Genomic DNA, 26,532 nt, shown 5'->3' with positions numbered 1-26,532 from the left:
GCATACGCCGGCAACTCCACCCGCCGGCCCCGCCCCACCAGCTCACCCCAGACCGGCGAAACCCCCCGCACATGCAACGCCGCCACCGCACCCAGCACCGACTCCACCTCAGAGCGACCCCGCCGCAACACGGAAACCGACGTGACCTCGGCCATCTCGCCGACGAACGACGACAACACCGCATCCGGGCCGAACTCCACGAAAGCCGAAACCCCGTCGCCAAGCAGCCACCCCACGGCGTCGGCGAACAGCACCGGCTCACGAACCTGACGCACCCAATACTCCGGCGACGCCAACTCCTCCACCGAAACCACACCCCCGGTCACCGTCGACACCAGCGGAACCACCGCAGGCCCGAACGACACCGACTCCACCACCGCACGAAACTCCGCCAGCATCGGATCCATCCGATGCGAATGAAACGCATGACTCGCCCGCACCCGCCGCGACCCCGCAAACCGCGCCGCCACCCGCAAAACCGCGTCCTCATCCCCCGACACCACCACCGACGACGGCCCGTTCACCGCCGCCATACACACCCCCGCCTCCAACACCGCCGACACCTCGGCCACCGACGCCGGCACCGACACCATCAACCCACCCACCGGCAACGCCTGCATCAACCGCCCACGCGCCACCACCAACCGCGCCGCATCCGCCAGCGACACCACCCCCGCCACATGCGCCGCCGCCAGCTCACCCACCGAATGCCCCACCACGAAATCCGGCCGCAACCCCCACGACTCCCACAGCCGGAACAACGCCACCTCAACCGCGAACAACGCCGGCTGAGTGAACCCCGTCCACCCCAACGCCTCCGCGTCATCGAGAACCTCGAACAGGTCCCACTCGACGTGTTCCGCCAACGCGGCGGCGATCTCCCGCAGGTGCGCGGCGAAGACCGGGGAGGCGGCCATCAGCTCGGCGGCCATCCCGGCGCGCTGGGCACCCTGCCCGGTGAACAGCCCGGCCCACCGCACATCCCCGGCCGCGACACCACGCACCACCCCGGCACCCGCGTCGCCCTCGGCCAGACCGCCCAGAGCCGTCAGCAGCTCGTCCCGGTCCGAGGCCAGGATCACCGCACGGTCGGTGAGGCCGGAGCGGGCGAGGCCCTGGGAGAGGGCGAGCGAGGACAGGGAGATCTCGGGAGCAGCGGTGACGAACTCGCGCAGCCGCGCGGCCTGAGCCCGGAGGGCGACGGAGCCGCGCGCGGACAGCGGCACCGGCACCAGGGCCGGGCAGTCGGCGAGGTCGTCTGAGAGGTCGTCGGCGGGGATCTCCGCCGGAACGTGCTCGATGATGACGTGCGCGTTGGTACCGCTCACCCCGAACGCCGAGACCCCCGCCCGCCGCGGCCGATCCACCGAGGGCCACTCGACGGCCTCGGTCAGCAACGCCACCTGCCCGGCACTCCAGTCGACATGCGGCGTCGGCTCATCCACATGCAACGTCTTCGGCAACCGGCCGTGCCGCATCGCCTGAACCATCTTGATCACACCGCCGACGCCCGCCGCCGCCTGGGTGTGCCCGATGTTCGACTTCAACGACCCCAAAAACAACGGCGCCTCACGCTCCCGGCCATAAGTCGCCAGCAACGCCTGCGCCTCGATCGGATCACCCAGCCGCGTACCGGTCCCATGCGCCTCCACCACATCCACCCCGGCCGAAGACACCCCCGCATCCGCCAGCGCCGCCCGGATCACCCGCTGCTGCGACGGCCCGTTCGGCGCGGTCAGCCCATTCGACGCACCGTCCTGATTCACCGCCGACCCGCGCACCACCGCCAGCACCTGATGACCATTACGCCGCGCGTCCGAAAGCTTCTCCAGCACCAGCATCCCGACGCCCTCGCCCCAGCCGGTGCCGTCCGCCGCCGCCGCGAACGACTTGCACCGCCCGTCGGCGGCCAGCCCGCGCTGGCGGCTGAACTCCACGAAGACACCGGGTGAGGACATCACCGCAACGCCACCGGCGAGCGCCAGCGTGCACTCGCCCCGGCGCAGCGCCTGCACCGCCAGGTGCAGCGCCACCAGCGACGACGAACACGCCGTGTCAACCGTCATCGCCGGGCCTTCGAGGCCCAGTTCGTAGGCGATCCGGCCGGAGATCACCGCGTCCAGGCTGCCGGTGAGGACGTGTCCTTCCAGGCCGGCGGGCACCTGGTGCAGGCGCGGGCCGTAGTCCTGGCTGCTCGCGCCGATGAACACACCGGTGCTCGTGCCGCGCAGGCGGGTCGGATCGACACCGGCCCGCTCGAAGCCCTCCCAGGACGCCTCCAGCACCAGCCGTTGCTGCGGATCCATCGCCAGCGCCTCACGCGGCGAAATCCGGAAGAAGGCGGCGTCGAAGTCGCCCGCGCCGTCCAGGAAGCCGCCGTTGCGGGTGTAGGTCGTCCCGGGGTGGTCGGGGTCCGGGTGGTAGAGGGACGCGATGTCCCAGCCTCGGTCCTGCGGGAACTCCGCCACCGCGTCGATCTCCCGCTCGACGAGCCGCCACAGGTCGTCCGGCGATTCCACCCCGCCGGGGTAACGGCAGCTCATGCCCACGATCGCGATCGGCTCGTCGGCCGCCGCCCGCGCGACCGGCACCGGATCGGGAGCGGGGGCGGGGGCGCCGAACACCCGCTCCAGCAGGTGGTCGGTGAGCGCGTCGGGGGTCGGATAGTCGAAGACGAGGCTGCTCGGCAGCTTGACGCCGGTGGCCGCGGACAGCCGGTTGCGGATGTCCACCGCGGTGAGCGAGTCGAAGCCCAGCTCCTTGAACGTGCGCCCGGCGATCTCCTCGGCCGCCAACCCGCCGAGCACCGCGACCACGGCCGCCTGGACCATCTCGCGGACCGTGCGGCGGCGGTCGGCCGCAGCGACGGCGCCGAGCCCCGCCGATCCGGCGGGCGTCTCGGCGAGCGCGCGGCGCGCCTCGGGCAGCTCGGAGATCAGCGCGCTGGGCCGGGCGACGGTGAACGTGGGCGCGAACCTCTCCCAATCCACGTCCGCCACGGTGAGGAAGGTCTCGTCGTCGGCGAGCGCCTGCGTCAGCGCCGTCAGGGCGTCATCCGGCCGCATGAGCCCGAGCCCGAGCCGCTGGAAGCGGGCGCCGGCGTCGCCCGCCGCCATGCCGTCGCCCGCCCAGGAGCCCCACGCCAGCGAGACGGCGTGCAGTCCCCGGGCGCGGCGCCGTACGGCGAGCGCGTCGAGCGCCGCGTTGGCCGATGCGTACGCGCCCTGGCCACTGCCGCCCCACACGCCCGCGCCGGAGGACATCAGCACGAAGGCGTCGAGTTCCCGGTCGAACAGCGCGTCCAGGTTCTCCGCGCCGGTGACCTTGGCCGCGCTCGCCGCAGTGACCTCAGCCGCCGTGAGGTCCCGCAGGTCTCCCCAGTGCGGCACACCGGCCGCGTGCACGACGGCGTGAACCGGGCCCTCCGCCTCCACTGAGGCCACCAGCGCGGCCAGCGCGGCCCGGTCGGCGACGTCGCAGGCGGCGATGGTCACCCGGGCGCCGAACGCGGTCAGCTCCGCCTCCAGCTCGGCGGCGCCGGGGGCGTCCGGGCCGCGGCGGCCGGTCAGCACCAGGTGCTCCACGCCGTCGGCGGCGAACCGGCGGGCGATGTGCGCCCCGATGGCGCCGGTGCCGCCCGTGATCAGCACCGTGCCGCGAGGCCGCCACGCGGCGTCGGCGGGCGCCGCCCGGGGGGCGCGTACCAGTCGCCTGCCGAGGACGCCGGACGGCCGCAGCGCGACCTGGTCCTCGCCCATGCCCGCGAGCACGGCGGCGAGCCGCAGGCAGAGGGTCTCATCCGGGTCGGCGGGCAGGTCGATGAGGCCGCCCCACCGGGCGGGCAGTTCCAGCGCGGCGGTACGGCCGAGCCCCCACACGGCCGCCTGCGCGGTGACGGGCGCGTCCACCGCGACCGCGTCGCGAGTGACCGTCCACAGCGGCGCGGGGAGGTCCGCCTGGATCATGGCCAGCGTGGCGGCGAGCGGGTCCGGGTGCGTGAGCGCGACGAGGCTCAGCACTCCGGCGATCCCGGGAGTGCGCGCGACGGTTTCGGCGAGCGAGCCGGGTGAGGTGACCACCGGTACGGCGCCGCGGGCGGCGAGGGCCGCGCTGATCGGTCCGGCGGGCTCGCCGTCCGTCACCACCAGCCAGGTCCCGGACAGCGCGGGCACGGGAGGCTCGCTGACGCGTCGCCACTCGACGCGGTAGCGCCGGCCGTCCAGGACCGATCCGGCGGCGGCCCGTGCCCGCGGGGGCTCCAGCCAGAAGCGGGCGCGCTGGAACGCGTAGGTCGGCAGGTCGATCGTCCGGCGACCCGGCCCGAAGGCGGACCGCCACTCCACGGGCACGCCCTGGACGTACGCCTCGGCGACGGACGTGAGGAACCTCCGCAGGTCGCCCTCTCCGCGGCGCAGCGAGCCGACCGTGAGGACGTCGTGCCCGGACCGCTCGGCGGTGCTCGCGACGCCGTAGGTCAGGACGGGATGCGTGCTCGACTCCACGAACGCGCCCACGCCGTCGTCGATCAGCGCGTCCACGGCCAGGTCGAAACGGACGGGTTCGCGCAGGTTCCGGTACCAGTAGGCGGCGTCGAGCGCGGCGGTGTCCAGGCGTCCCCCGGTGACCGCGGAGTAGAACGGCACCGCCGACGGGCGCGGGCCGATCGGGGCGAGCAGTTCCAGCAGTTCGTCCCGGACGGCTTCGACGTCCGCGGAGTGCGAGGCGTAGTCCACCGGGATCACCCGCGCTTCGGTGCGGGCCTCGAACTCGCGCAGTGCGTCGGCGTCGCCGGAGACCACGGTGGCCGCCGGGCCGTTGACGGCCGCGACCCCGATCCGGCCCGCCCACGGCGTCAGCAACTCGCGCACGTCCTCGTACGGCAACGGAACCGACACCATGCCGCCCCGCCCCGCCAGCGACCGGCCGATCACCTGACTGCGCAGCGCCACCACCCGCGCGGCGTCCTCCAAGCTCAACGCCCCGGCGACGCAGGCGGCGGCGATCTCGCCCTGGGAATGCCCGACCACCGCCGACGGCTCCACACCGACCGACCGCCACAACTCCGCCAGCGACACCATCACCGCGAACAACGCCGGCTGCACCACATCCACCCGCTCCAGCGCGTCGGCGTCGTCCAGGACCTCGAACAGATCCCAGTCCACGAACTCGCCCAGCGCCCGCGCGCACTCCCGCATCCGCCGCCGGAACACCGGCGAAGACGCCAGCAACTCCACCGCCATCCCCGGCCACTGCGACCCCTGACCCGGGAACACGAACGCGACCCGGCGGGCCGTGCCGCCGTCGCCGCGCACCGCGTCGGCGACGAGCAGTTCGGCCCGGTCCGCGCCGATCAGCACCCCCCGGTACGGCAGGCGCGCCCGCGTGGTGGCCAGCGACCAGCCGATGTCGGCCACGGCCGCCTCCGGGTTCGCCGCAGCGAACTCCTTGATCCGCTCAACCTGCGCGGCCAGCGCCGACGCCGTCCTGGCGGACACCACCCACGGCACCACCGCAGGCGCGGCGGGAGTCTCGGCGGCGACCGCCGGCAGCGGCTCGGCCTGCTCCAGCACCACGTGCGCGTTGGTGCCGCTCACCCCGAACGACGACACCCCCGCCCGCCGCGGCCGATCCACCGAGGGCCACTCGACGGCCTCGGTCAGCAACGCCACCTGTCCGGCGGTCCAGTCCACGTGCGGCGTCGGCTCGTCCACGTGCAGGGTCTTGGGCAGCACCCCGCGCCGCATCGCCTGCACCATCTTGATCACACCGCCGACGCCCGCCGCCGCCTGCGCGTGCCCGATGTTCGACTTCAACGACCCCAAAAGCAGCGGCCGATCCCGGTCACGCCCGTAGGTGGCCAGCAACGCCTGTGCCTCGATCGGGTCGCCCAGCCGGGTACCGGTGCCGTGCGCCTCCACCGCGTCCACTTCGGCCGGAGACAGCCCCGCGTCCGCGAGCGCCGCCCGGATCACCCGCTGCTGGGAGGGACCGTTCGGCGAGGCGAGCCCGTTGGACGCGCCGTCCTGGTTCACCGCCGACCCGCGCACCACCGCGAGCACTTGGTGACCGTTGCGCCGCGCGTCCGACAACCGCTCCAGCAGCAGCACGCCCGCGCCCTCCGACCAGCCGGTGCCGTCCGCCGCCGCCGCGAACGACTTGCACCGCCCGTCGGCGGCCAGCCCACGCTGCCTGCTGAACTCCACGAACAGTGAAGGCGTGGACATGACGGTCACACCCCCGGCCAGCGCCATCGTGCACTCGCCCCGGCGCAGCGCCTGCGCTGCCAGGTGCAGTGCCACCAGCGACGACGAGCACGCCGTGTCCACGGTGAGCGCCGGGCCCTCCAGGCCGAGGGTGTAGGCGACGCGACCGGAGGCCACGCTGGCGGCCGTGCCGCTGGCGAGATACCCCTCGAACTCGCCGGAATCGTCCTGCGCGGTGAACTGCTGCGCGCCGTACCCGCCGTTCATCACTCCGGCGAACACGCCGATCTGGGCGCCGCGCACCGAGTCCGGCGCGATCCCGGCCCGCTCGAACGCCTCCCAGGAGGTCTCCAGCAGCAGCCGCTGCTGCGGGTCCATCGCGGTGGCCTCGCGCGGGGCGATGCCGAAGAACGTCGCGTCGAACTCACCCGCGTCGTGCAGGAACCCGCCCTCCCGGACATAGCTGCGCCCGGTGCGCTCGGGGTCGGCGTCGAAGAGGCCGGTCAGGTCCCAGCCGCGATCGGTGGGGAAGGCGGTGACGGCGTCGCCGCCGGACTCGACCAGCCGCCACAGGTCCTCCGGCGAGCGCACGTCGCCCGGATAGCGGCAGCTCATGCCGATGATCGCGATCGGCTCGTCGGCCCGGACGGCGACGGCCTCCGGCGCGGGCACGTCCTCCCGGACCCCGGAGAGCCCGGCGACCAGATGCTCGGCCACCGCCTGGGGGGTCGGATGGTCGAAGACCAGCGTGGCGGACAGCCGCACGTCGAGCGCGGAGTTCAGCCGGTTGCGCAGTTCGACCGCGGTGAGCGAGTCGAAGCCGAGTTCCTTGAACGGGCGGTCGGCCTGGACCGCGTTCGCGGAGCTGTATCCGAGGACTCCGGCGATGTGGTCTCGCACCAGCCGCAGCACGGCGTCCAGCCGTTCGGCCGGGGGCAGGGCGGTGAGGTCGCCGCCGGAGACGGCGGAGACGGCGGAAACGCGCCTGGCCGGCGTGCGCGTCAGGCCGCGCAGCATCGCGGGGAGCATTCCGGCGGTGGCCTGGGCGCGCAGCGCGGCGTGGTCCAGCCGTACGGCGGCCGGGGCGGCCACGTCGCCGCGCAGGCCCGCGTCGAACAACGCCAGCGCGTCGGACGTGGACATCTCGGCCATCCCGGACCGGGCGAGGCGGGCGCGGTCGGCGGCGGTGAGGTCGCCGGTCAAGGTGCTCGCCTCCGACCACAGGCCCCAGGCGATCGAGGTCGCGGGCAGGCCCTCGGCGCGGCGGATCTCGGCGAGCGCGTCCAGCACGGAGTTGGCGGCGGCGTAGTTGCCCTGGCCCGCGGTACCGAGCACCCCGGCCACCGAGCTGAACAGCACGAACGCGGTGAGCTTCCGGTCGCGGGTCAGCTCGTGCAGATGGACGGCGGCGCCCGCCTTCGGGGCGTGCACCGCGGCCATCCGCTCGGGTGTCAGCGCCTCGACGATGCCGTCGTCCAGGACGGCCGAGGCGTGCACGACCGCCGTGATCGGATACTCGTCGAGCAGCGCGGCGAGGGCGTCCCGGTCCGTCACGTCGCATGCGACGATCGCGACCTCGGCGTCCAGCGCCGCCGCCCCGGCCGCGCCCGGGGCCTCCATGCCGCGGCGGCTCGCCAGCACCAGGCGGCGCACGCCATGCGCCTCCACCAGGTGGCGGGCCACCGCCGCGCCGACCGTCCCGGTTCCCCCGGTGATCAGGACACAGTCGTCCTCGGACCACGCGATGCCGTCGTCCGGCGACGGCGTTCGGACGGCCGCGAGGCGCGGTGCGGCGAACGCGCCGCCGTGGACCCACAGTTCGGGTTCGCCGGTCGCGACGATCTCCGCCGCCAGCGCGGCGATCGTGTCCGGCGCGTCGGTGTCCACCAGCACGAACCGGCCGGGGTGCTCGGTGACGGCCGAGCGTGTCAGGCCGCGGACCGCCGCTTGGGCGAGGTCGCGCCCGGCGTCCCGGGTGACCACGAGCAGCCTCGCCCGGCCGAACCGCTCGTCCGCGAGCCACGCCCGCACGACTCCCAGGGCGTCGTTCGCGGACGGCTCCAGCAACAGCACGGCGTCCGGCACCGGGTCGAGCCCGGCGAGGTCGGCGGCCGTCTTGACGACGGCGGACGACCCGGCCGGCGCAGCGGCGGGCCGCGCGACGGCCACGGGTTCGACGGCGAGCAGCACGCCCGCGTTCCGCGAGATCAGGTGATCCGGTACCGGCCGGAGCACCAGTGACTCGACGGTCAGCACGGGGTTCCCCGCGTCGTCGGCCGCCTGGACGGCGAGCCCGTTCTCGGTCGGGGTGAGCCGCATCCGCAGCGCCGCCGCGCCGGTGCTGTGCAGCGACACGTTCCGCCAGGAGAACGGCAGGCCGGAGGATTCGAGGACCACCGGATGCAGGGCCGCGTCCAGCAGTGCGGGGTGCAGCCCGAACCCGGTGGGGCTCGGCGTCTCGGGCAGGACCGCCTCGGCGTAGATCTCGGAGCCGCTGCGCCACGCCCGCCGTAGTCCCTGGAAGACGGGACCGTAGTCGTATCCCCGGTCGCTCAGCGCGGTATAGACGTCGCTGACGTCGATCTCCTCGGCGGCAGGTGGCCATTGCCGCAGCGCCTCGCCGCGTGCCGTCCCGGTCGCGAGCACACCGGTGGCGTGCGGGGTCCAGGAAGAGTCGTCGGCGGCGTCGTCGGGGAGGGAGTACATGGTGAACCGGCGTCGCCCGGCGTCATCGGGCGCGGCCACCGCCACCTGGAGGCGGACGCCGGCGTCCGCCGCGAGCAGCAGCGGGGCCTCCAGGACGAGTTCCTCCACCAGGTCGCAGCCGAACTGGTCGCCCGCGCGGACGGCGAGCTCGGCGAACGCGGTGCCCGGCAGCAGGACGGTTCCGCGTACGGCGTGGTCGGCCAGCCACGGGTGGTCGGCGAGGGAGATTCTGGCGGTGAAGAGGTACCCGCCGGAGCCGGGGAGTGCGACGGCGGCGCCGAGCAGCGGATGTTCCGGTGCGAACATGCCGAGTCCGGCGGGGCCGGCGGCCCGGGGACGGCTGTCCAGCCAGTAGCTGCGGTGTTGGAAGGCATACGTCGGCAGATCCACCCGGCCGCCGCCACCGATCACCCCCGCCCAATCCACCCCGACCCCAGCGGTGAACGCCTCCCCCAGCGACGTCAGGAACCGGCGCCGATCCCCCTCACCCCGCCGCAACGACCCCGCCACCGGGCCGTCCACCCCCACCACCACAACCGGATGCGCACTGCACTCGATCAACACCGCATCCGCGAACGCCTCCAACGCCACATCGAACCGCACCGGACGCCGCAGATTCGCAAACCAATACCCCCCCTCCAACTCCGTCCCGTCCACGAACCCGCCACGGACGGTGGAGAAGAACGGCACGCTCCCCGCGCGGGGGCGGACCGGCGCCAGCAGGCCGGCCAGTTCCTCGGCGATGGCGTCCACCTGCGGCGAATGCGACGCGTAATCCACCGCCACCCGCCGCGCCCGCTCCCACAACACGAGCACCTCATCCAGCGCCGCCGGATCACCCGCCACCACCACCGAAGACGGCCCGTTCACCACCGCCACACACACCCGCCCCTCCCACCGGGCAAGCTCCCCCTCCACCACACCCACCGGCAACGGAACCGACACCATCCCACCCCGCCCCGCCAGCGACCGCCCGATCACCTGACTGCGCAGCGCCACCACCCGCGCCGCATCCTCCAAACTCAACGCCCCCGCCACGCAGGCGGCGGCGATCTCGCCCTGGGAATGCCCCACCACCGCCGACGGCTCCACACCGACCGACCGCCACAACTCCGCCAGCGACACCATCACCGCGAACAACGCCGGCTGCACCACATCCACCCGCTCCAGCGCGTCGGCGTCCTCCAGGACCTCGAACAGATCCCAGTCCACGAAAACGCCCAGCGCCCGCGCGCACTCCTCCATCCGCCGCCGGAACACCGGCGAAGACGCCAGCAACTCCACCGCCATCCCCGGCCACTGCGAACCCTGACCGGGGAACACGAACACCGGCCCCCCAGAGGTAGCCGCGACACCACGCACCACCCCGGCACCCGCGCCGCCCCCGGCCAGATCACCCAGAGCCGTCAGCAGCTCGTCCCGATCAGCGGCCACCACCACCGCCCGGTGATCCATCACCGACCGATGCGCCGCCAGCGACCAGGCGACATCACCAACCGAAACCTCCGGCCGCCCGGCCAGCCACGACCGCAACCGCACCGCCTGCCCCGCCAGGCCAGCGGCATCCCGCGCCGACAACACCACCGGCAACGGACCCTCCACCGGCTCACCCCCCGCCACCACCGGCTGGTCGGGAGCCTGCTCCAGCACCACATGCGCATTCGTGCCGCTCACCCCGAACGACGACACCCCCGCCCGCCGCGGCCGATCCACCGAGGGCCACTCCACCGCCTCGGTCAGCAACGCCACCCGTCCGGCACTCCAGTCCACATGCGGCGTCGGCTCATCCACATGCAACGTCTTCGGCAACACCCCATGCCGCATCGCCTGAACCATCTTGATCACACCGCCGACGCCCGCCGCCGCCTGGGTGTGCCCGATGTTCGACTTCAACGACCCCAAAAACAACGGCGCCTCACGCTCCCGGCCATAAGTCGCCAGCAACGCCTGCGCCTCGATCGGATCACCCAGCCGCGTACCGGTCCCATGCGCCTCCACCACATCCACCCCGGCCGCGGACACCCCCGCATCCGCCAGCGCCGCCCGGATCACCCGCTGCTGCGACGGCCCGTTCGGCGCGGTCAGCCCATTCGACGCACCGTCCTGATTCACCGCCGACCCGCGCACCACCGCCAGCACTTGGTGACCATTACGCCGCGCGTCCGATAGCCGCTCGACCACGAGCACGCCCACGCCCTCGGACATGCCGAAGCCGTCGGCGGCGGCGGAGAACGCCTTGCTCCGGCCGTCCGGGGACAGGCCGCCCTGGCGGGAGAACTCGACGAACATCCCGGTGCCGGGCATCACGGTGACCCCCGCCGCCAGGGCCATGCCGCACTCGCCCCGCCGTACCGACTGGACGGCCAGGTGCAGCGCCACCAGCGACGACGAACACGCCGTGTCAACCGTCACCGCCGGGCCCTCCAGGCCGAACAGGTAGGCGATCCGGCCCGACATGACGCTGCCGGTGTTGCCGATGAAGACGTATCCCTCGACGTCGGAGCCCTCGTCCATGCGGGGGCCGTAGTCCATGGTGAACGCGCCGACGAAGACTCCGGTACGGGTGCCGCGCAGCTCGGCCGGGCGGATTCCGGCGTGCTCGAACGCCTCCCAGGTGGTCTCCAGCAACAGGCGCTGCTGCGGGTCCATCGCGGCGGCCTCGCGCGGGGAGATGCCGAAGAACTCCGCGTCGAACAGGTCGGCGTCCTGGAGCAGGGCCGCCTCCCGCTGGTAGAACGTGCCAGGTGGGCGGGTCTCGTCGTCGAGGGAGGCGGCGACGTCCCAGCCCCGTCGCTCGGGCCAGCGGGCCGACACGGCGTCGATCTCGTCCCGGACCAGCCGCCACAGGTCGTCCGGCGACGCCACCCCGCCCGGGTAGCGGCACCCGATGCCCACGATCACGACGGGGTCGTCGTCCGCCCCCGCGACCGGGCGCGTCTCGTCCTCCGGCGCGCCGCCGCCGACCAGGGTGACCCGTACGAACTCCGCCACCTGGGCCGGGGTGGGGTAGTCGAAGACCATGGTGGCGGGCAGGTCCGCGCCGACCGCGCGGGCCACGCGGGCGCGGATCTCCAGTGCCGTCACCGAGTCGAACCCCAGGTCGCGGAACTGCGTGCCGGGCGGGATCTCGCCGGGGGCCGTGAGCAGCGCGCCGACCTCGCGGCACACCAGCGCGACGAGCAGCGCCCGCTGGTCGTCCTCGGACAGGCCGGCCAGCCGTCCGCGCAGTGACGACTCGGGGTGGGCGGGGGTGTCGTCCGCCACCTCCGGCAGCGGCACGATCCGGGGGTCGTGCCCGGCGTACAGGGCGTCCCAGTCAAGGGCCACGCCGTCCACATACAGCTCGCCCAGCGTGCGCATGACCTGGCCCAGGTCGGCCTGGTCGCGGCGGACCGACCCGCGCACGACCACGTCGGCACCGGCCGCCTCGGCGGTGTCCTGGACGGCGGCGGTGAGCACCGGGTGCGGGCTGATCTCCAGCAGGACACCGGCCCCCGCGGCCAGCGCGGCCTCGGTGGCGTCCTGGAACCGCACGGTGTCGCGCAGGTTGCGGCACCAGTAGCCGGCGTCCAGCGGCACGTCGGCGGGCAGCGGGCCGCCGAGCGCCGAGGAGTAGAACGGGATGCGCGGCGGGCGCGGCCGGATGGGGGCGAGCGACTCGCGGATGTCCGGGATGATCCGGTCGATGTGCGCGCAGTGCGCGGCCAGCGCGACGTTGATCTCCCGGGCCTGGATGCCGTCGGCGACGAGTTCGGTGAGCAGCCGCAGGGCGGGATCCCGGTCGCCGGAGACGATCACCGCGCGGGGACCGTTGACGACGGCGATCTCCAGCGCGCCGCCGTACGCGGCGAGCCGCGGGCGCACCTCGTCCAGCGGGGCGGGGACGGCGATCATCGTGCCCGCACCGGTCAGCGTCGCCTGGGCCTGGCTCCACAGCGTCACCACGCGGGCGCCGTCGTCGAGGGACAGGGCCTCGGACACGACGGCGGCCACGATCTCGCCCAGGCTGTGCCCGAGCACGGCCGACGGCTCCACGCCGAAGCCACGCCACAGCCGCGCCAGCGATACCATCACCGCGAACAGCGCCGGCTGCACGACGTCGGTACGGTCGAGCGAGGCCGCCCCCGGCGCGCCGGTCACGACGTCCGTCAGGGACCAGTCGGTGAACCGCTCGATCGCCGTGGCGCACTCCGCCATGCTCGCCCGGAAGACCGGCGAGGAGGCCATCAGCCCGGCGGCCATGCCCTGCCACTGCGAGCCCTGGCCGGGGAAGAAGAAGACCACGCCGCCCCGCGCGGGGCCGCCGCCCACGGTCAGGCCGGGCGCGCCGTGTCCCTCCGCGAGCGCCCGCAGCCCCGCGGTGAAACCGTCCACGTCGTGGGCGGCGACGGCCGCCCGCCGTACGGCCCGCGCGCCGGAGCCCGGCGGCGTGCGCCGCGACAGCGACAGCCCGATGTCGGCGGGCCGCCAGTCCGGGTCCGCGCCCAACGCCTCCAGCAGCAGGCGGGCCTGCACGCGCAGCGCGCCCTCACTTGCCGCGGACAGCCCCCACACCAGCGAGTCGGGATAGCCTTGCACGATCTCTCATCGCTCCTTAGTCACCGCGGGATTCGCCGCGGAGGGTTCAGCCTGCGGCCGGGGAACCGCTGCGGCCGAGTGCCAGCCGCACGAGGTCTTCGGCGGCCATGTCCTTGATCGCCGCTGCGCCGTCCGGCGGCTCGGCGGTCTCCTCGCCCGGGACGGCCAGCCCGAGCAGCGGGTCCAGCAGCCCGGCGGCACGCAGCCGGTCCACCGGTACGGTGGCGAGCAGCCGCCGGATCACGGCGTCGTCGGGTTCCGGCCCGGACTGGTCCGCCGGGGGCAGCAGCCCGGCGAGGACGTGGTCCGCCAGGGCCTTCGGCGTGGGATGGTCGAAGATGGCCGTGGAGGACAGACGCAGCCCGGTGACGGCGTCCAGGCGGTTGCGCAGCTCCACGGCCATCACCGAGTCCATGCCCATGTCCAGGAACCCCCGGTCCACGGCCACGGAGGCCGGAGCGGCGTGCCCCAGCACTGCGGCGACGTGCTCGCGGACCAGATCCAGCGCCTCGCGCTCGCGGGCCGCGCCGGTGAGCCCGCCCAGCCGGGCGCGCAGCGCCTCCGCCCGGCCGCCGGACGCGCCCGCCCGGGGCCTCGGCATCCTGATCAGGCCGCGCAGCAGCGGCGGCAGCCGGTCGAACGCGGTGAACACCCGCCGCATGGCCCGGAGGTCCAGGTGGGCCGCGACGACCGCGGGCTCGCCCGCGCCCGTGGCACGGTCGAGAAGGGCGAGCGCCTCGCCGGACGGCATCGCGGTCAGCCCGGCGTGGGTGAGCCTGGCCCGGTCGGTGGCGGCGACCCGGCCCGCCATGCCGTCGCCCGCCCATGGCCCCCAGGCCACGGACATGGCGGGCAGGCCGTCCGCCCGGCGGAGCGCGGCGAGGGCGTCCAGGAACCCGTTGGCCGCCGCGTAGTTGGCCTGCCCGGCGCTGCCGAGGGTGCCGGCGAGCGAGGAGAACAGGACGAACGCCCGCAGGTCCAGGTCCTTGGTCAGCTCGTGCAGATGCCAGGCGGCGTCCACCTTGGGGCGGAACACCTCGGCAAGGTGCGCAGGGGTCAGCGTCTCGATGACGCCGTCGTCCACGACGCCGGCGGCATGGACGACGCCCGTCAGCGGGTGCGTGTCCTGGATGCCGTCCAGCACCCTGCCCAGCGCGGCGCGGTCGGCGGCATCGCAGGCGACGGCCGTCACGTGCGCGCCCGCCGCGGCCAGCTCCGCCGCCACCCCGTCCGGCACCGCCCCGCTCCGGCTGAGCAGCAGCAGGCGGCGTACGCCGTGCGCGGTCACCAGGTGCCGGGCCACGGCCGTGCCCAGCGCGCCCGTGCCGCCGGTGATCAGGACCGTCCCTTCCGGGTCGAACGCGGCCGGTACGGCGGGCGGCGCCGCGAGGCGGGCCAGCCGCGGCGCGAGCGGCTCGCCGTCCCGGATCGCGAGCTGCGGCTCGTCCGCCAAGGCCACCGCGGGCAGGGCGCGGAAGGACGCGTCCACGTCGTCCAGGTCCACCAGCGCGAAGCGGCCCGGATGCTCGATCTGCGCCGAACGCACCAGGCCCCACACCGCCGCGCCGGCCAGGTTCCGCGCGGGCCCGCGCGCCGCCACCGCGTCCCTGGTCGCGATCAGCAGGCGGGAGCCGGCGAAACGCTCGTCCGCCGTCCATTCCCGGAGCAGCGCCAGCGTCGTGGCGGTCGCGCGGAGCGCGCCCGCCGAACCCGGCTCGGCCGCCGGATCGCCGGACACGACCACCAGCCCGGGAGCGGGGCCGTCCGGCGACACGGCGGCCCGCAGCGATTCGAGGTCGGCGTGCCAGCGGCCGTCCCCGAAGGCCGAGCGCAGGGCGGCGGACAGCCGTACGTCGTCGGGGCCGACCACGGCCCAGCCGCCGCGCGGCTCGTCCGGCGCGGGTGTCACCGGCGTCCACTCGACGGTGAACAGCGCGTCCTTGGCCGGGTCGCCGAACGCGAGCTGATCGGGCGAGACCTCGCGCAGGCGCAGCGCGTCCACGGTGAGCACGGGGCCCCCCGCCGGGTCGACGGCGGTCAGCGACACCTCGTCCCGGATCCCGGCGGGGGCGATCCTGACCCGCAGCGCGCGGGCACCGGTCGCGTGCACCGACACGCCCTGCCAGGCGGACGGCAGGCGGGCGGGCTGCTCCTCCTCGGTCTCGCCGAAGCGGGACACCGCGATCGCCTGCACGGCCGCGTCCCACAGCGCCGGATGGACGGCGTAGGCCCCGGCGTCCTGGTCGTCGGCGAGCGCGACCTCGGCGAACACCTCCTCGCCGCGCCGCCACACCGCGCGCAGTCCCTGGAAGGCGGGCCCGTAGTCGAATCCGTAGCCGGCCAGGCGCTCGTAGGCATCGGCGTGGCCGATCTCGGTCGCCCCGGCGGGCGGCCATTCGCCGGGCATGGCCGCACCCGCGACGTGCGGGCCGCCCGCGAGCGTGCCGGAGGCGTGACAGACCCACGGCTCCTCCGCGTCGCCGTGCTCCGGCCGGGAGTACACGCCGACCGCCCGGCGGCCCTTGTCGTCCACAGCCTCCACGACGAGCCGCAGGTGCACCGGCGCGTCCGGGAGGAGCGGCAGCGGGGCGTGCAGGGTGAGGTCGCGCACCGCGACCGGGCCGAGCCGTTCGCCGGTCCACGCGGCGAGCTCGACGAACGCGGTGCCCGGCACCAGCGCGGTTCCCCCCACGGCGTGGTCGGCGAGCCACGGGTGGGTGTCCGGCGACAGACGCCCGGTGAAAAGCGCCCCTCCGGAGGACGGGATGTCGGCGGCGGCGCCGAGCAGCGGGTGGCTCAGCCCGGTCAGCCCGAGCCTTCCCGGATCGTGGGCGCCCGTCTCGGCGACCCAGTACCTCCGCCGCTGGAATGGGTAGGTCGGCAGGTCCAGGTGGGGCACCGGACGGCCCGCGTGCACGGCCGTCCAGTCCACGGCGTCACCATGGGCGTGCAGCGCGCCCAGGGCCGCGGTGACGGTCTCGGTCTCGGGGCGGTTACGCAACAGCGTGGCCATGACCAGGTCGGCCCGGTCGTCCAGGGTGTCCCGGGCGGCGACGGTGAGCGCGCCGTCCGGTCCCAGCTCGACGAACCGGGTGACGCCCTGGGCACGCAGCCACCGCAGGCCGTCGGCGAAGCGGACGGTCTCCCGCACGTGCGACAGCCAGTACTCCGGCGAGCACGCCTGCTCGCCGGTGAGCCCGGTCCCGGTCACGTTCGAGACCATCGGGACGCGCGGCGGCGCGGCGTCCACGGCGGCGAGCACGCGGGCGAACTCGGCCAGTATGGGTTCCATCCGCGAGGAGTGGAAGGCGTGCGAGACGCGCAGCGGCTTGGTGCGGATTCCCTGGGCCCGGCACTCGGCGACGATCTTGGTGACGTACGTCAGGTCGCCGGAGATCACCACGGCGGACGGGCCGTTCACCGCCGCCACGCTGACGTCGACGCCGAGTTCGGCGATGAGGTCGCGCATCCACTCCTCGGTCACCGCGACGGCGGCCATCGCCCCGCCGTCGGGCAGCGCGCTCATCAACCGGCCCCTGGCGGCCACCACCCGGGCGGCGTCGGCGAGGGAGAACACCCCGGCCACGTGCGCGGCGGCCAGTTCGCCGACGGAGTGCCCGATGAGGAACGCGGGCCGTACGCCGAAGCCCTCGGCCAGCCGGAACAGCGCGACCTCCAGGGCGAAGGTGGCCGCCTGGGTGTAGTCGGTGCGGTCGAGCAGCCGTGCCTCCGCGGTGTCCGGGCGGGCGAACACCACCGACCTCACCGGCCGGTCCATGTGCTCGTCCAGTGCGGCGCAGGCCGCGTCGAACGCCTCGGCGAACGCGGGGAACGCCAGGTGAAGCTCCCGGCCCATCTGCGCGCGCTGCGCCCCCTGGCCGGAGAACATCCAGGCCAGGCCGCCGGGGGACGGCACGCCCCGGACCACGGCGGGATCGGGCTCGCCGTCGGCCAGCGCGCCGAGGCCGCGCAGCAGGTCGGCGCGGTCGGTGGCGAGCACCGCCGCCCGGCACGCCATCGCGGGCCGCCTCGTCAGCGCCACCCCCACCGCAGCGGGGTCGGCCGCGGGGTCGGCCGCAAGGTAGGTGCGCAGCCGCCCGGCCTGGACGCGGAGTGCCTCGTCCGTCCGCGCCGACAGGACCCACGGCACCGCGCCCGGGACCGCCGGGGCGGGGGCGGGTTCCGGCACGTGTTCGAGGATGAGGTGCGCGTTGGTGCCGCTCAGCCCGAACGAGGACACGGCGGCGCGGCGCGGGCGGCCCGTCTCCGGCCACGGGGCCGGGGCGGTGACCAGTTCGAGCCGGCCGTCCGACCAGTCCACGTGCGGCGAGGGGGAGTCCACGTGCAGGGTGGGCGGCACGGTGCCGTGCCGCATCGCCAGCACCATCTTGATCACACCGGCCACGCCCGCCGCCGCCTGGGTGTGGCCGAAGTTCGACTTGACCGACCCGAGCAGCACCGGCCGGTCGGCGGGCCGGTCCTGCCCGTAGGTCGCCAGGACGGCCTGCGCCTCGATCGGGTCGCCGAGGGTGGTGCCGGTGCCGTGCGCCTCGACCACGTCCACGTCGGCCGCCGAGAGCCGAGCCGCGCTCATCGCCTGCCGGATCACCCGCCGCTGGGACGGGCCGTTGGGGGCGGTGAGACCGTTGGACCGGCCGTCCTGGTTGACCGCGGAGCCCCGGATGACGGCCAGCACGGGGTGACCGTTGCGGCGGGCGTCGGCGAGCCGTTCCAGCACCAGCACGCCGACCCCTTCGGCGAAGCCGGTGCCGTCCGCGGCCCGGGCGAACGACTTGCACCGGCCGTCCGGAGACAGCCCGCGCTGCCTGCTGAAGTCGACGAACAGGCCCGGCGTGGTCATCACCGTCGCGCCGCCCGCGAGCGCCAGCGAGCAGTCACCCGCGTTGAGCGCCTGACCTGCCAGGTGGACGGCCACCAGCGATGACGAGCACGCCGTGTCCACGGTGATCGCCGGGCCCTCCAGGCCGAACGCGTACGCCACCCGCCCGGAGGCGAGGCTGCTCATCTGGGCGGCCGAACCGTTGGCCATCACGCCGGTGAACACGCCGGTCGGGCTGCCGCGCAGGGCGCCGGGATCGAGCCCGGCGCGTTCGATCGCCTCGGCGGAGCACTCCAGCAGCAGCCGGTGCTGCGGGTCCATCCACAGTGCCTCGCGCGGGCTGATCCCGAAGTGGTCGGCGTCGAACATTGCGGCGTCGGCCAGGAAGCCGCCGTGCCGCGTGTAGCTCTTGCCCGGGGCCTCGGGATCGGGGTCGTAGACGGCGGCGACGTCCCAGCCACGGTCGCGCGGGAACTCCGTCACCGCGTCGACGCCCCGGGACACCAGCGTCCAGAAGTCGGCGGGCGAGCCCACCCCGCCCGGATAGCGGCAGCCGATGCCGACGATCGCGATCGGCTCCTGATCGCGGCTTTCCGCCTCGTGGAGCCGCCGGCGCAGATCCTTGATTTCACCCGTCGCACGGCGGAGATAGGCGACATATTTCTGTTCGTCGATCAATGTTGAGTCTCCCGACCGACCTGCCTGAGATCCGCCCAATCAAACGTCACCATCATCAGGAGGCCGACAGGCATCCTCCAGGCGGTTTCAGCGGCGGTTTCCCCGGGCCATTGCCGCCTTCTGCCGACAATCACTTCCAGCGGAATTCCGGCAGAAATCCCGGCAGAATCGCCGGCGGAACCAGAGTGGTCAGGCGGCGGGGCCGCGCGGGGCCGGGTCGCCGGACAGCAGCTCGGTGAGGCGGGCCGCCTGCCGGTCCCAGCCCCACTCCGCCTCGACCCAGGCCCGCCCGGCGCGCCCGAGCCGGGCGGCGAGCGCGGGGTCGGAGAGCAGCGCCACCAGCCGACCGGCGATCACCGGGAGGTCCCGGCCGTCCACGACGTATCCGGTCTCGCCGTCCAGCACGGCGTCGGGCGCGCCGCCCGAGTCGCCCGCCACGACCGGCAGCCCGCAGGCCGACGCCTCCAGATAGACGATGCCCAGGCCCTCGACGTCGAGCCCGGCCCGGCGGGTACGGCACGGCATCGCGTAGACGTTCCCCGCCGCGTAGTGGGCGGGCAGCTCCGCCCACGGCACCGCGCCGGTGAACACGACCGCGTCGGACACCGCGGCGTCCCGGGCGACCTTGGCCAGCCGCGCCCGGTCGGGGCCGTCGCCGACGATCAGCAGCACGGCGTCCGGCACCGACCTGCGGACCAGCGGCATCGCCCGGATCAAGGCGTCCTGCCCCTTACGCGGGATCAGCCGGGACACGCACACCACCACCGGCCGGTCGCCGAGGCCGTACCGGCGGCGCACGGCCGAGCCGTCCGCCCCGGGGTGGTAGACGCCGGAATCGACCCCCGGGGTGAGCCGTTCCAGGCGGGGCAGCACCCGGGCGAGCCGGCTGCGGGTGTATTCGCCCAGGTAGGTGACCACGTCAACGACGCGGCCGACGCGGCGCAGCACCGACCGCGCGCCCGGCAGGGCGGCCCAGGCGATGTCGCGCCCGTGGGTCAGCGCCACCGCACGACCGATCCCGGTCCGGCTCCGCAGCTCCGCCGTCATCACCCCGAGCGGCGCGGCCGTGCCGTACCACACCGCGTCGCACCCGGTCGCCCGCGCGATGTCCGCCGCCTGGCGGGTCACCGCGGACACCGGCAGCAGCATCCGGGTGTCCGCACGGACGATCTCGAACGGCTGCTGCCGGTCGAAGTCGGCCGCCCCGGGCGCGGCGGTGGTGTAGACGACCACCGACCCGGCCGGCTGGCGGACGGCGAGGTTGTGCACGAACGCCTGGATGCCTCCCGGCGTGGGAGGGAAGTCGTGAGTCACCAGCAGGGTGCGCGGCATCGTCAACCGGCCCGCGTCATCGGGCCGCGCTTGCGCGCCGGTACGGAAAAAGCATTCCGGCATCATATACACGGCCGCCGGGCGGACAAGAGGATGATTTCCCAGGGCATTTTATCCATCGTTTCTGCCTGGTTCCGCACGCACCGGCCGACCATCATTCCTGGAGAACTGCACGGCATTCCTGCCGACATGCCGGAAGACGGGAAGCAACCGAATGGACAGGGATGCCGGGACACTCACACCCGCGCGGATACTTCGCATCGCCGTACTCGGCGGGACGGGTTTCGTCGGACGGCGGCTCAGTGCCGCCCTCACCGCACTCGGCCACGAGGTGGTGCGGGTGGCGCGGCACGAGGACGGCGGCGCGCAGCCGGTGCGGATGCTGGACCTCGCCACGGCCGATGTCGGCGCCGTCGCCGGATTGCTGAGCCCCTGCGACGTGATCGTCAACACCGCGGGCGGCATGTGGGGTCTCAAGGACGACCAGATGGCCGGGGCCAACCTCACGCTCGTCGAGAAGGTGCTCGCGGCGGCCGGGTCGCTGCCGCACCGGCCGCGGATGGTGCAGTTCGGCAGCGTCCACGAGTACGGCATCGCCCCCGTCGGCGTCTCGATGTCCGAGGACGACGAGCCCCGGCCGGTCAACGCCTACGCCCGGGTGAAGCTGGAGTGCGCGCTGGCCGTCGCCCGGGCCACCGAGGAGGGCGTCGTGGACGGCGTCACGCTGCGGGCCGGCAACATCACCGGCGCCAGGCAGCCGCCCGCGAGCCTGCTCGGCGTGGTGGCGGCCGAGCTGTCGGCGGCGAGCCGGGAGGGCCGGACGGCGGTGCTGCGGATGAAGTCGCTCGGCGCGCTGCGCGACTTCGTCAACCTGTCCGACGCCGTGGAGGCGATCGTGACCGCGGCGACGATCCCGGAGCTCCCCGCCCGCGTCTTCAACATCGGCACCGGCGAGGCGACCAGCGCCCGGGAGATGGTCCAGCGGCTCATCGAGGTCAGCGGCGTGCCGGCCGAGCTGGTCGAGACCGAGCCGGCCACGGAGGAGACCACCTGGCAGCGGATGCGCATCGACCGGGCCCGGCTGCTACTGGACTGGTCGCCCAGGTACGACCTGAACGACGGGATCAAGGAACTGTGGGAGGACCACGCCTGCGGCCGTGAGCCCGACCGGCCTCTTTCCCCGCCGGGCGGCGGCCCCGTCATGACGGCACGCGCCGCGAGAGCGGAATAGCCGGGACCTCCGATGCTGGCCAGACTCCTGCGCACCCACCTCGCCCGCCACGCGCGGCCGATCGCGGCCGTGGTGTCGCTCCAGCTCGTGGGCGCGGTCGCGGCTCTGAACCTGCCCAGCCTTAGCGCGGGCATCATCGACCGGGGCGTGGCCACCGGCGACGTCCCCTACATCCTCGGCACCGGCGGCTGGATGCTCCTGGTCGCCGCGCTCCAGGCGGTCTGCCTGGTATCGGCGGTCCACATCGGCGCCCGCGCCGCGATGGGGTTCGGGCGGGAGCTCCGCGCGGCGATCTTCCGGCGGGTCGGCGAGTTCTCCGGCCGCGAGATGGCCCGCTTCGGGACCGCCTCGCTGATCACCCGCAACACCAACGACGTGCAGCAGGTGCAGAACCTCGTGCTGATGATGTGCACGATGTTCGTCGCCGCGCCGCTGATGTGCGTGGGCGGGGTGATCATGGCAGTCCGCGAGGACGTGGGACTCACCTGGCTGATGGTGCTCGCCGTGGCCGTGCTCGCCGTCGCCGTCCTGCTGGTCGCCCGGCGCCTGATCCCGCAGTACCGGCTGATGCAGACGCTCATCGACGGCGTCAACCGGGTGCTGCGCGAGCAGCTCACCGGCATCCGGGTGGTGCGGGCATTCGTGCGGGAGTCGTATGAGACCGACCGCTTCGGCCGGACGAACGCCGACCTGACCCTCGCCGCGCTGCGCGCGGGCCGGTTGATGACGCTGATCTTCCCGATCGTGCTGCTGGTCCTGAACGTGTCCAGCGTGGCCGTCGTGTGGTTCGGCGCGGCGCGGGTGGAGGCCGGGGCGATCCAGGTCGGGTCGCTGACCGCCTTCCTCAGCTACCTCCTCCAGATCCTCATGTCAGTGCTGATGGCGACCTTCATGCTGCTGATGGTGCCGCGGGCGGCGGCCTGCGCGGAGCGGATCATGGAGGTGCTGGACACGCCATCATCGGTGGCCCCGCCGGTGCGGCCGGCGGCCGGGCCGTCCGGACCGGGCGACCTGGAGCTGCGCGCCGTCCGGTTCCAATATCCGGGCGCCGCCGAGCCGGTGCTGCGCGACATCGGCTTCCGGGCGGAGGCCGGGCGCACCACCGCCGTCATCGGCGGCACCGGCGCGGGCAAGACGACCCTGCTGTCACTGGTCCCCCGGCTGATCGACGCGAGCGGCGGCGCGGTGCTCATCGACGGCGCCGATGTCCGCGACCTGGACATGGAGTTCCTGTGGAGCCGGATCGGGCTGGTGCCGCAGCGGCCGTACCTGTTCTCCGGTACCGTCGCCACCAACCTGCGGTACGGCCGGCCGGACGCCACGGACGACGAGCTGTGGGCCGCCCTGGAGATCGCCCAGGCGCGCGAGTTCGTCGCGGCCATGCCCGAAGGTCTGAACGCCCCCATCGCGCAGGGCGGCACCAACGTCTCCGGCGGTCAGCGGCAACGGCTGGCCATCGCCCGCGTGGTGGTGAAGCGGCCGGACATCTACCTGTTCGACGACGCCTTCTCGGCGCTCGACTACCGCACCGACGCCCGGCTGCGCGCCGCGCTGCGGCCCGTCACCGCCGGCGCGGCGGTCGTCATCGTGGCCCAGCGGGTGTCCACTATCGCGGACGCCGACCAGATCGTGGTCCTGGAGGACGGTGCCGTCGCGGGAATCGGGCGACACGCCGAGTTGCTGGAAAGCTGCCGGACGTACGCCGAGATCGTGGCGTCCCAGCTCGCGACCGGACCGCTGGCATGAGCGGGCCGGATGCCGGCAAGGCCGGGCGGGAGGCACCGGGGCCGGTCGCCGGGCGGCTGGTCCGCAGGCTCGCGCCGCACCGGCTCCACCTGGTGGCGATCATCGGGATGGCGGTGGCGGGCGTCACGCTGGGCGTCATCGGCCCGAGGATCCTGGGGCACGCCACGGACATCGTCTTCTCCGGCGTGATCGGCAGGAGTCTGCCCGCCGGCGCGAGCCTGGACCAGGTCGTCGCCGGACTGCGCGCGGACGACGAGCACAACGTGGCCGCCATGCTCGTCCGCATGGGCGTGGTCCCGGGCGCGGGCATCGACTTCGCCTGGCTGGGCCAGGTCGTGCTGCTGGCACTGGCGCTGTTCGCGGGCGCGAGCGCGCTGAACGGGGTGCAGGGGGTCCTGCTCAACGGTCTGGTGCACCGTACGGTCCGGCGGCTCCGCGCCGACGTCGAAGCGAAGATCAACCGGCTGCCGCTGGCGTACTTCGACGACCGGCCGCGCGGCGAACTGCTCAGCCGGGTGACGAACGACATCGACAACGTCACCCAGTGCCTGCAACAGACGCTCAACCAGATGCTCACCGCGGTGCTGACCGTGATCGGCGTGCTGACCATGATGTTCGTCGTGTCGCCGCTGCTCGCGGTCATCTCCCTGGTGACGGTCCCGCTGTCGGTACTGGTCACCAAGTGGATCGCGACGCGCTCCCGGCCGCACTTCGACGCCCAGTGGGCGGCCACCGGCGAGGTCAACGCGCTGGTCGAGGAGGCGTTCACCGGGCACGAGCTGGTCAAGGTCTTCGGCCGCCGGGCCGAGGTCGAGGCGGCGTTCGCGGCGAAGAACGACGAGATGTTCCGGGCCGGCTTCGGCGCCCAGCTCATGTCGGGCGTGATCATGCCGGCGATGATGTTCATCGGGAATCTCGGCTACGTGGCCATCGCCGTGGTCGGCGGCCTGCGCGTGGCGTCGGGCTCGATGACGCTGGGCGACGTGCAGGCGTTCATCCAGTACACCGGTCAGTTCACCTCGCCGCTGTCGCAGGTCGCGTCGGTGGCGAACCTGCTCCAATCCGGCCTGGCCTCGGCGGGGCGGGTCTTCGAGCTGCTGGACGCGCCCGACGAGCGGCCCGACCCGCTGGTCCCGGTACGGCACGGCCCGGTGAAGGGGCGCGTCGCGTTCGAGCGGGTGTCCTTCCGGTACCGGCCGGACGAGCCGCTGATCGAGGACCTGTCGCTGGTGGCCGAACCGGGACAGACGGTGGCGATCGTCGGCCCGACCGGCGCGGGCAAGACCACGCTGGTCAACCTGATCATGCGCTTCTACGAGGTCGGGTCCGGGCGCATCACACTCGACGGCGTCGACATCACCGAGATGCGCCGGGACGCCCTCCGCAGCAAGATCGGCATGGTCCTCCAGGACACCTGGCTGTTCGGCGGCACCATCCGGGACAACATCGCCTACGGACGCCCGGGCGCCGGCGAGGCGGAGATCTCCGCCGCCGCCCGGGCGGCCTTCGTGGACCGCTTCGCGCACAGCCTGCCCCACGGGTACGACACCGTCATCGACGCCGACGGCGACAACGTCAGTGCCGGTGAGAGACAGCTGATCACCATCGCCCGCGCGTTCCTCGCCGATCCGGCGCTGCTGATCCTGGACGAGGCCACCAGTTCGGTGGACACCCGCACCGAGGTGCTGGTGCAGCGCGCGATGAGCACGCTTCGTTCGGGACGGACCAGCTTCGTGATCGCGCACCGGCTGTCCACCATCCTCGACGCCGACCTGATCTTGGTGATGGAGCAGGGACGTATCGTCGAGCAGGGCGGACACGCCGAGCTGCTCGCCGCGCGCGGAGCGTACTACCTGCTGCACGAAGCGCAGTTCGCGCGGGCGACCGGTGAACCCTCAGATCGGAGCCGTCATCAGTTCGGAGGATGAGGTGGATGCAGGTGGACGGCCGGCCACGGCCGCGGCGCGGCCACCCGCACGGGCCTGGTCACAGTACGCCGCTGCACGCGTCGACCGGCGCGGAGTCGCCCGCGTCGATCGTCCAGACGCCCTCCAGGGCCGCCAGCCGGCGCGGGGTCAACACGATGATCGCACTCGCGCCACCGCTCGTCAGCAGCGGACGTACCTGCGCCGCCTCCTTCACGTTGTCGAGTACGAGCAGCGCCTGCCGGGATCGAAGCGTCGTGCGGAGCCATCCGGTCTGTTCCTCCAGAGTCCCATGACGTGCGGGTTCGATCTCGAAGACGCGCAGGAGCCGGCCGACCAGCCCGTCCGGGCCGTGCGCGTCGGCCTCGGCGTGCACGTAGAACTGGCCGTCGGGAAAGTACGGGCGGAAGCGGGCCGCGGCCTGGACCGCCAGGGCGATCTTGCCGGGCCCCTGGCTCCCGACGAGTTCGACCAGCCGGGGAGCGAGCGGACCGGCTGCGTGCGCGGCCTGCCTGGACGGCTCCTCGATCAACACCTGCCGCATCCACTCGATGAGCGCGGACAGGCCGGTGTCCGACGGGTCGGGGAAAGCACTCACCACGGAATGGGGGATTCGGGGTGGCCCCACCGATTTCCGCGGCCCGGCGCCGACCCGGTACCGGGCCGTCCGCCGAAACAGCTCCAGAAACTCGCCTTCTATGCGCAGCGCGCGGGCGAGCAGCCTCACTGAATTTCGATGAGGCTTGACCGTTCTGCCACGTTCCAGATCAGAAATCGCGCGAATACTCAGGCCGGAACGCTCGGCCAATTCCTCCTGAGTAAGGCAGGCACGCATACGAAGCGTCCTGAGCAGCGCGGCGAAATCGCCATCTGAACTAGCGTGACTTTCTAATACCTCCGGTATTTCCATCTAACGCAGATCCTTCCATGCGCCGGCCGGCACAACCGCGCGGAAATCTGCCTCGCCTGGAAGCGTCCTGCGACGTCGATGGGACATGGGCAGGCCAGACCGGTCGCCCGGAAGAATAACGCCACAACCGGCCACCACGTTTGCAACCTCCGAAGTCGCGACTCCGCAGCGAACAACGTGCATACTCAGTCATGGTCCACCACAAGCCCCCGTCGGCCGGTCGCTTACACGAGCATTCCTCGCGTTATGCGGTACGCATTGACCACTATGCCAAACCGGACTGTAGCACACAAGCGCCAAACGACCAGGTGACCACGCACGAGCTTCCTCGCCCAACCCTTCAACAAACTGTAGAATTTTCAAAAATTCTCCGGGTGATGCTG

7 protein-coding genes and 1 pseudogene are annotated in these 26,532 nt (G+C 73.6%); 3 read left to right on the top strand and 5 right to left on the bottom strand.

Annotation, left to right across the window (positions count from 1 at the left end; genetic code table 11):
* From ACH34R_RS40230 to ACH34R_RS40220, 3 genes are all read right to left on the bottom strand, one after another.
* On the bottom strand, positions 1–13,487 hold a 13,487-nt coding region (locus ACH34R_RS40230; protein ID WP_397566867.1), incomplete at its 3' end, for an SDR family NAD(P)-dependent oxidoreductase.
* Positions 13,488–13,533: 46 nt separating this feature from the next.
* Positions 13,534–19,005, bottom strand: coding sequence for a type I polyketide synthase (locus tag ACH34R_RS40225; RefSeq protein WP_397566866.1), 5,472 nt, complete (start codon positions 19,003–19,005; stop codon positions 13,534–13,536).
* Between the two features lie 189 nt (positions 19,006–19,194).
* The gene (locus ACH34R_RS40220) at positions 19,195–20,337 is read right to left on the bottom strand and encodes a glycosyltransferase family 4 protein (RefSeq protein WP_397566873.1); all 1,143 of its coding nucleotides are present in this window, start codon (positions 20,335–20,337) and stop codon (positions 19,195–19,197) included.
* 214 nt (positions 20,338–20,551) lie between these two features.
* Between ACH34R_RS40220 and ACH34R_RS40215 the strand changes: the two genes are divergently transcribed.
* Genes ACH34R_RS40215 through ACH34R_RS40205 form a run of 3 tightly spaced genes read left to right on the top strand, consistent with a single transcriptional unit; the run spans position 20,552 to position 25,242 of the window.
* Entirely contained in the window at positions 20,552–21,568 is a 1,017-nt protein-coding gene (locus ACH34R_RS40215; protein WP_397566865.1) for an NAD-dependent epimerase/dehydratase family protein, read from the top strand.
* A 12-nt stretch (positions 21,569–21,580) separates the two neighbouring features.
* On the top strand, positions 21,581–23,314 hold the full coding sequence (locus tag ACH34R_RS40210) for an ABC transporter ATP-binding protein (RefSeq protein ID WP_397566864.1): 1,734 nt from the start codon (positions 21,581–21,583) through the stop codon (positions 23,312–23,314).
* Positions 23,311–25,242 (top strand): ABC transporter ATP-binding protein, encoded by a 1,932-nt coding sequence (locus ACH34R_RS40205; RefSeq protein WP_397566863.1) that lies wholly within the window; start codon positions 23,311–23,313, stop codon positions 25,240–25,242. The genes ACH34R_RS40210 and ACH34R_RS40205 overlap by 4 nt, the downstream gene beginning before the upstream one ends.
* 58 nt (positions 25,243–25,300) lie before the next feature.
* Here ACH34R_RS40205 and ACH34R_RS40200 read toward each other — a convergent pair whose 3' ends face one another.
* Both ACH34R_RS40200 and ACH34R_RS40195 read right to left on the bottom strand, forming a co-directional pair.
* Positions 25,301–25,837: a hypothetical protein gene (locus tag ACH34R_RS40200; RefSeq protein ID WP_397566874.1), complete on the bottom strand. Its 537-nt coding sequence runs from the start codon at positions 25,835–25,837 to the stop codon at positions 25,301–25,303.
* Positions 25,838–25,939: 102 nt separating this feature from the next.
* A pseudogene (locus ACH34R_RS40195) lies at positions 25,940–26,149 on the bottom strand (helix-turn-helix domain-containing protein); the annotation flags it as partial.
* Positions 26,150–26,532 lie beyond the last annotated feature (383 nt).

The organism is Spongiactinospora sp. 9N601 (assembly GCF_044326295.1).
In the GTDB taxonomy this organism is placed as follows: Bacteria; Actinomycetota; Actinomycetes; order Streptosporangiales; family Streptosporangiaceae; genus Spongiactinospora; species Spongiactinospora gelatinilytica.
Note: the sequence above shows the minus strand (reverse complement) of the source record. Positions and strands in the feature narration are given on the sequence as shown.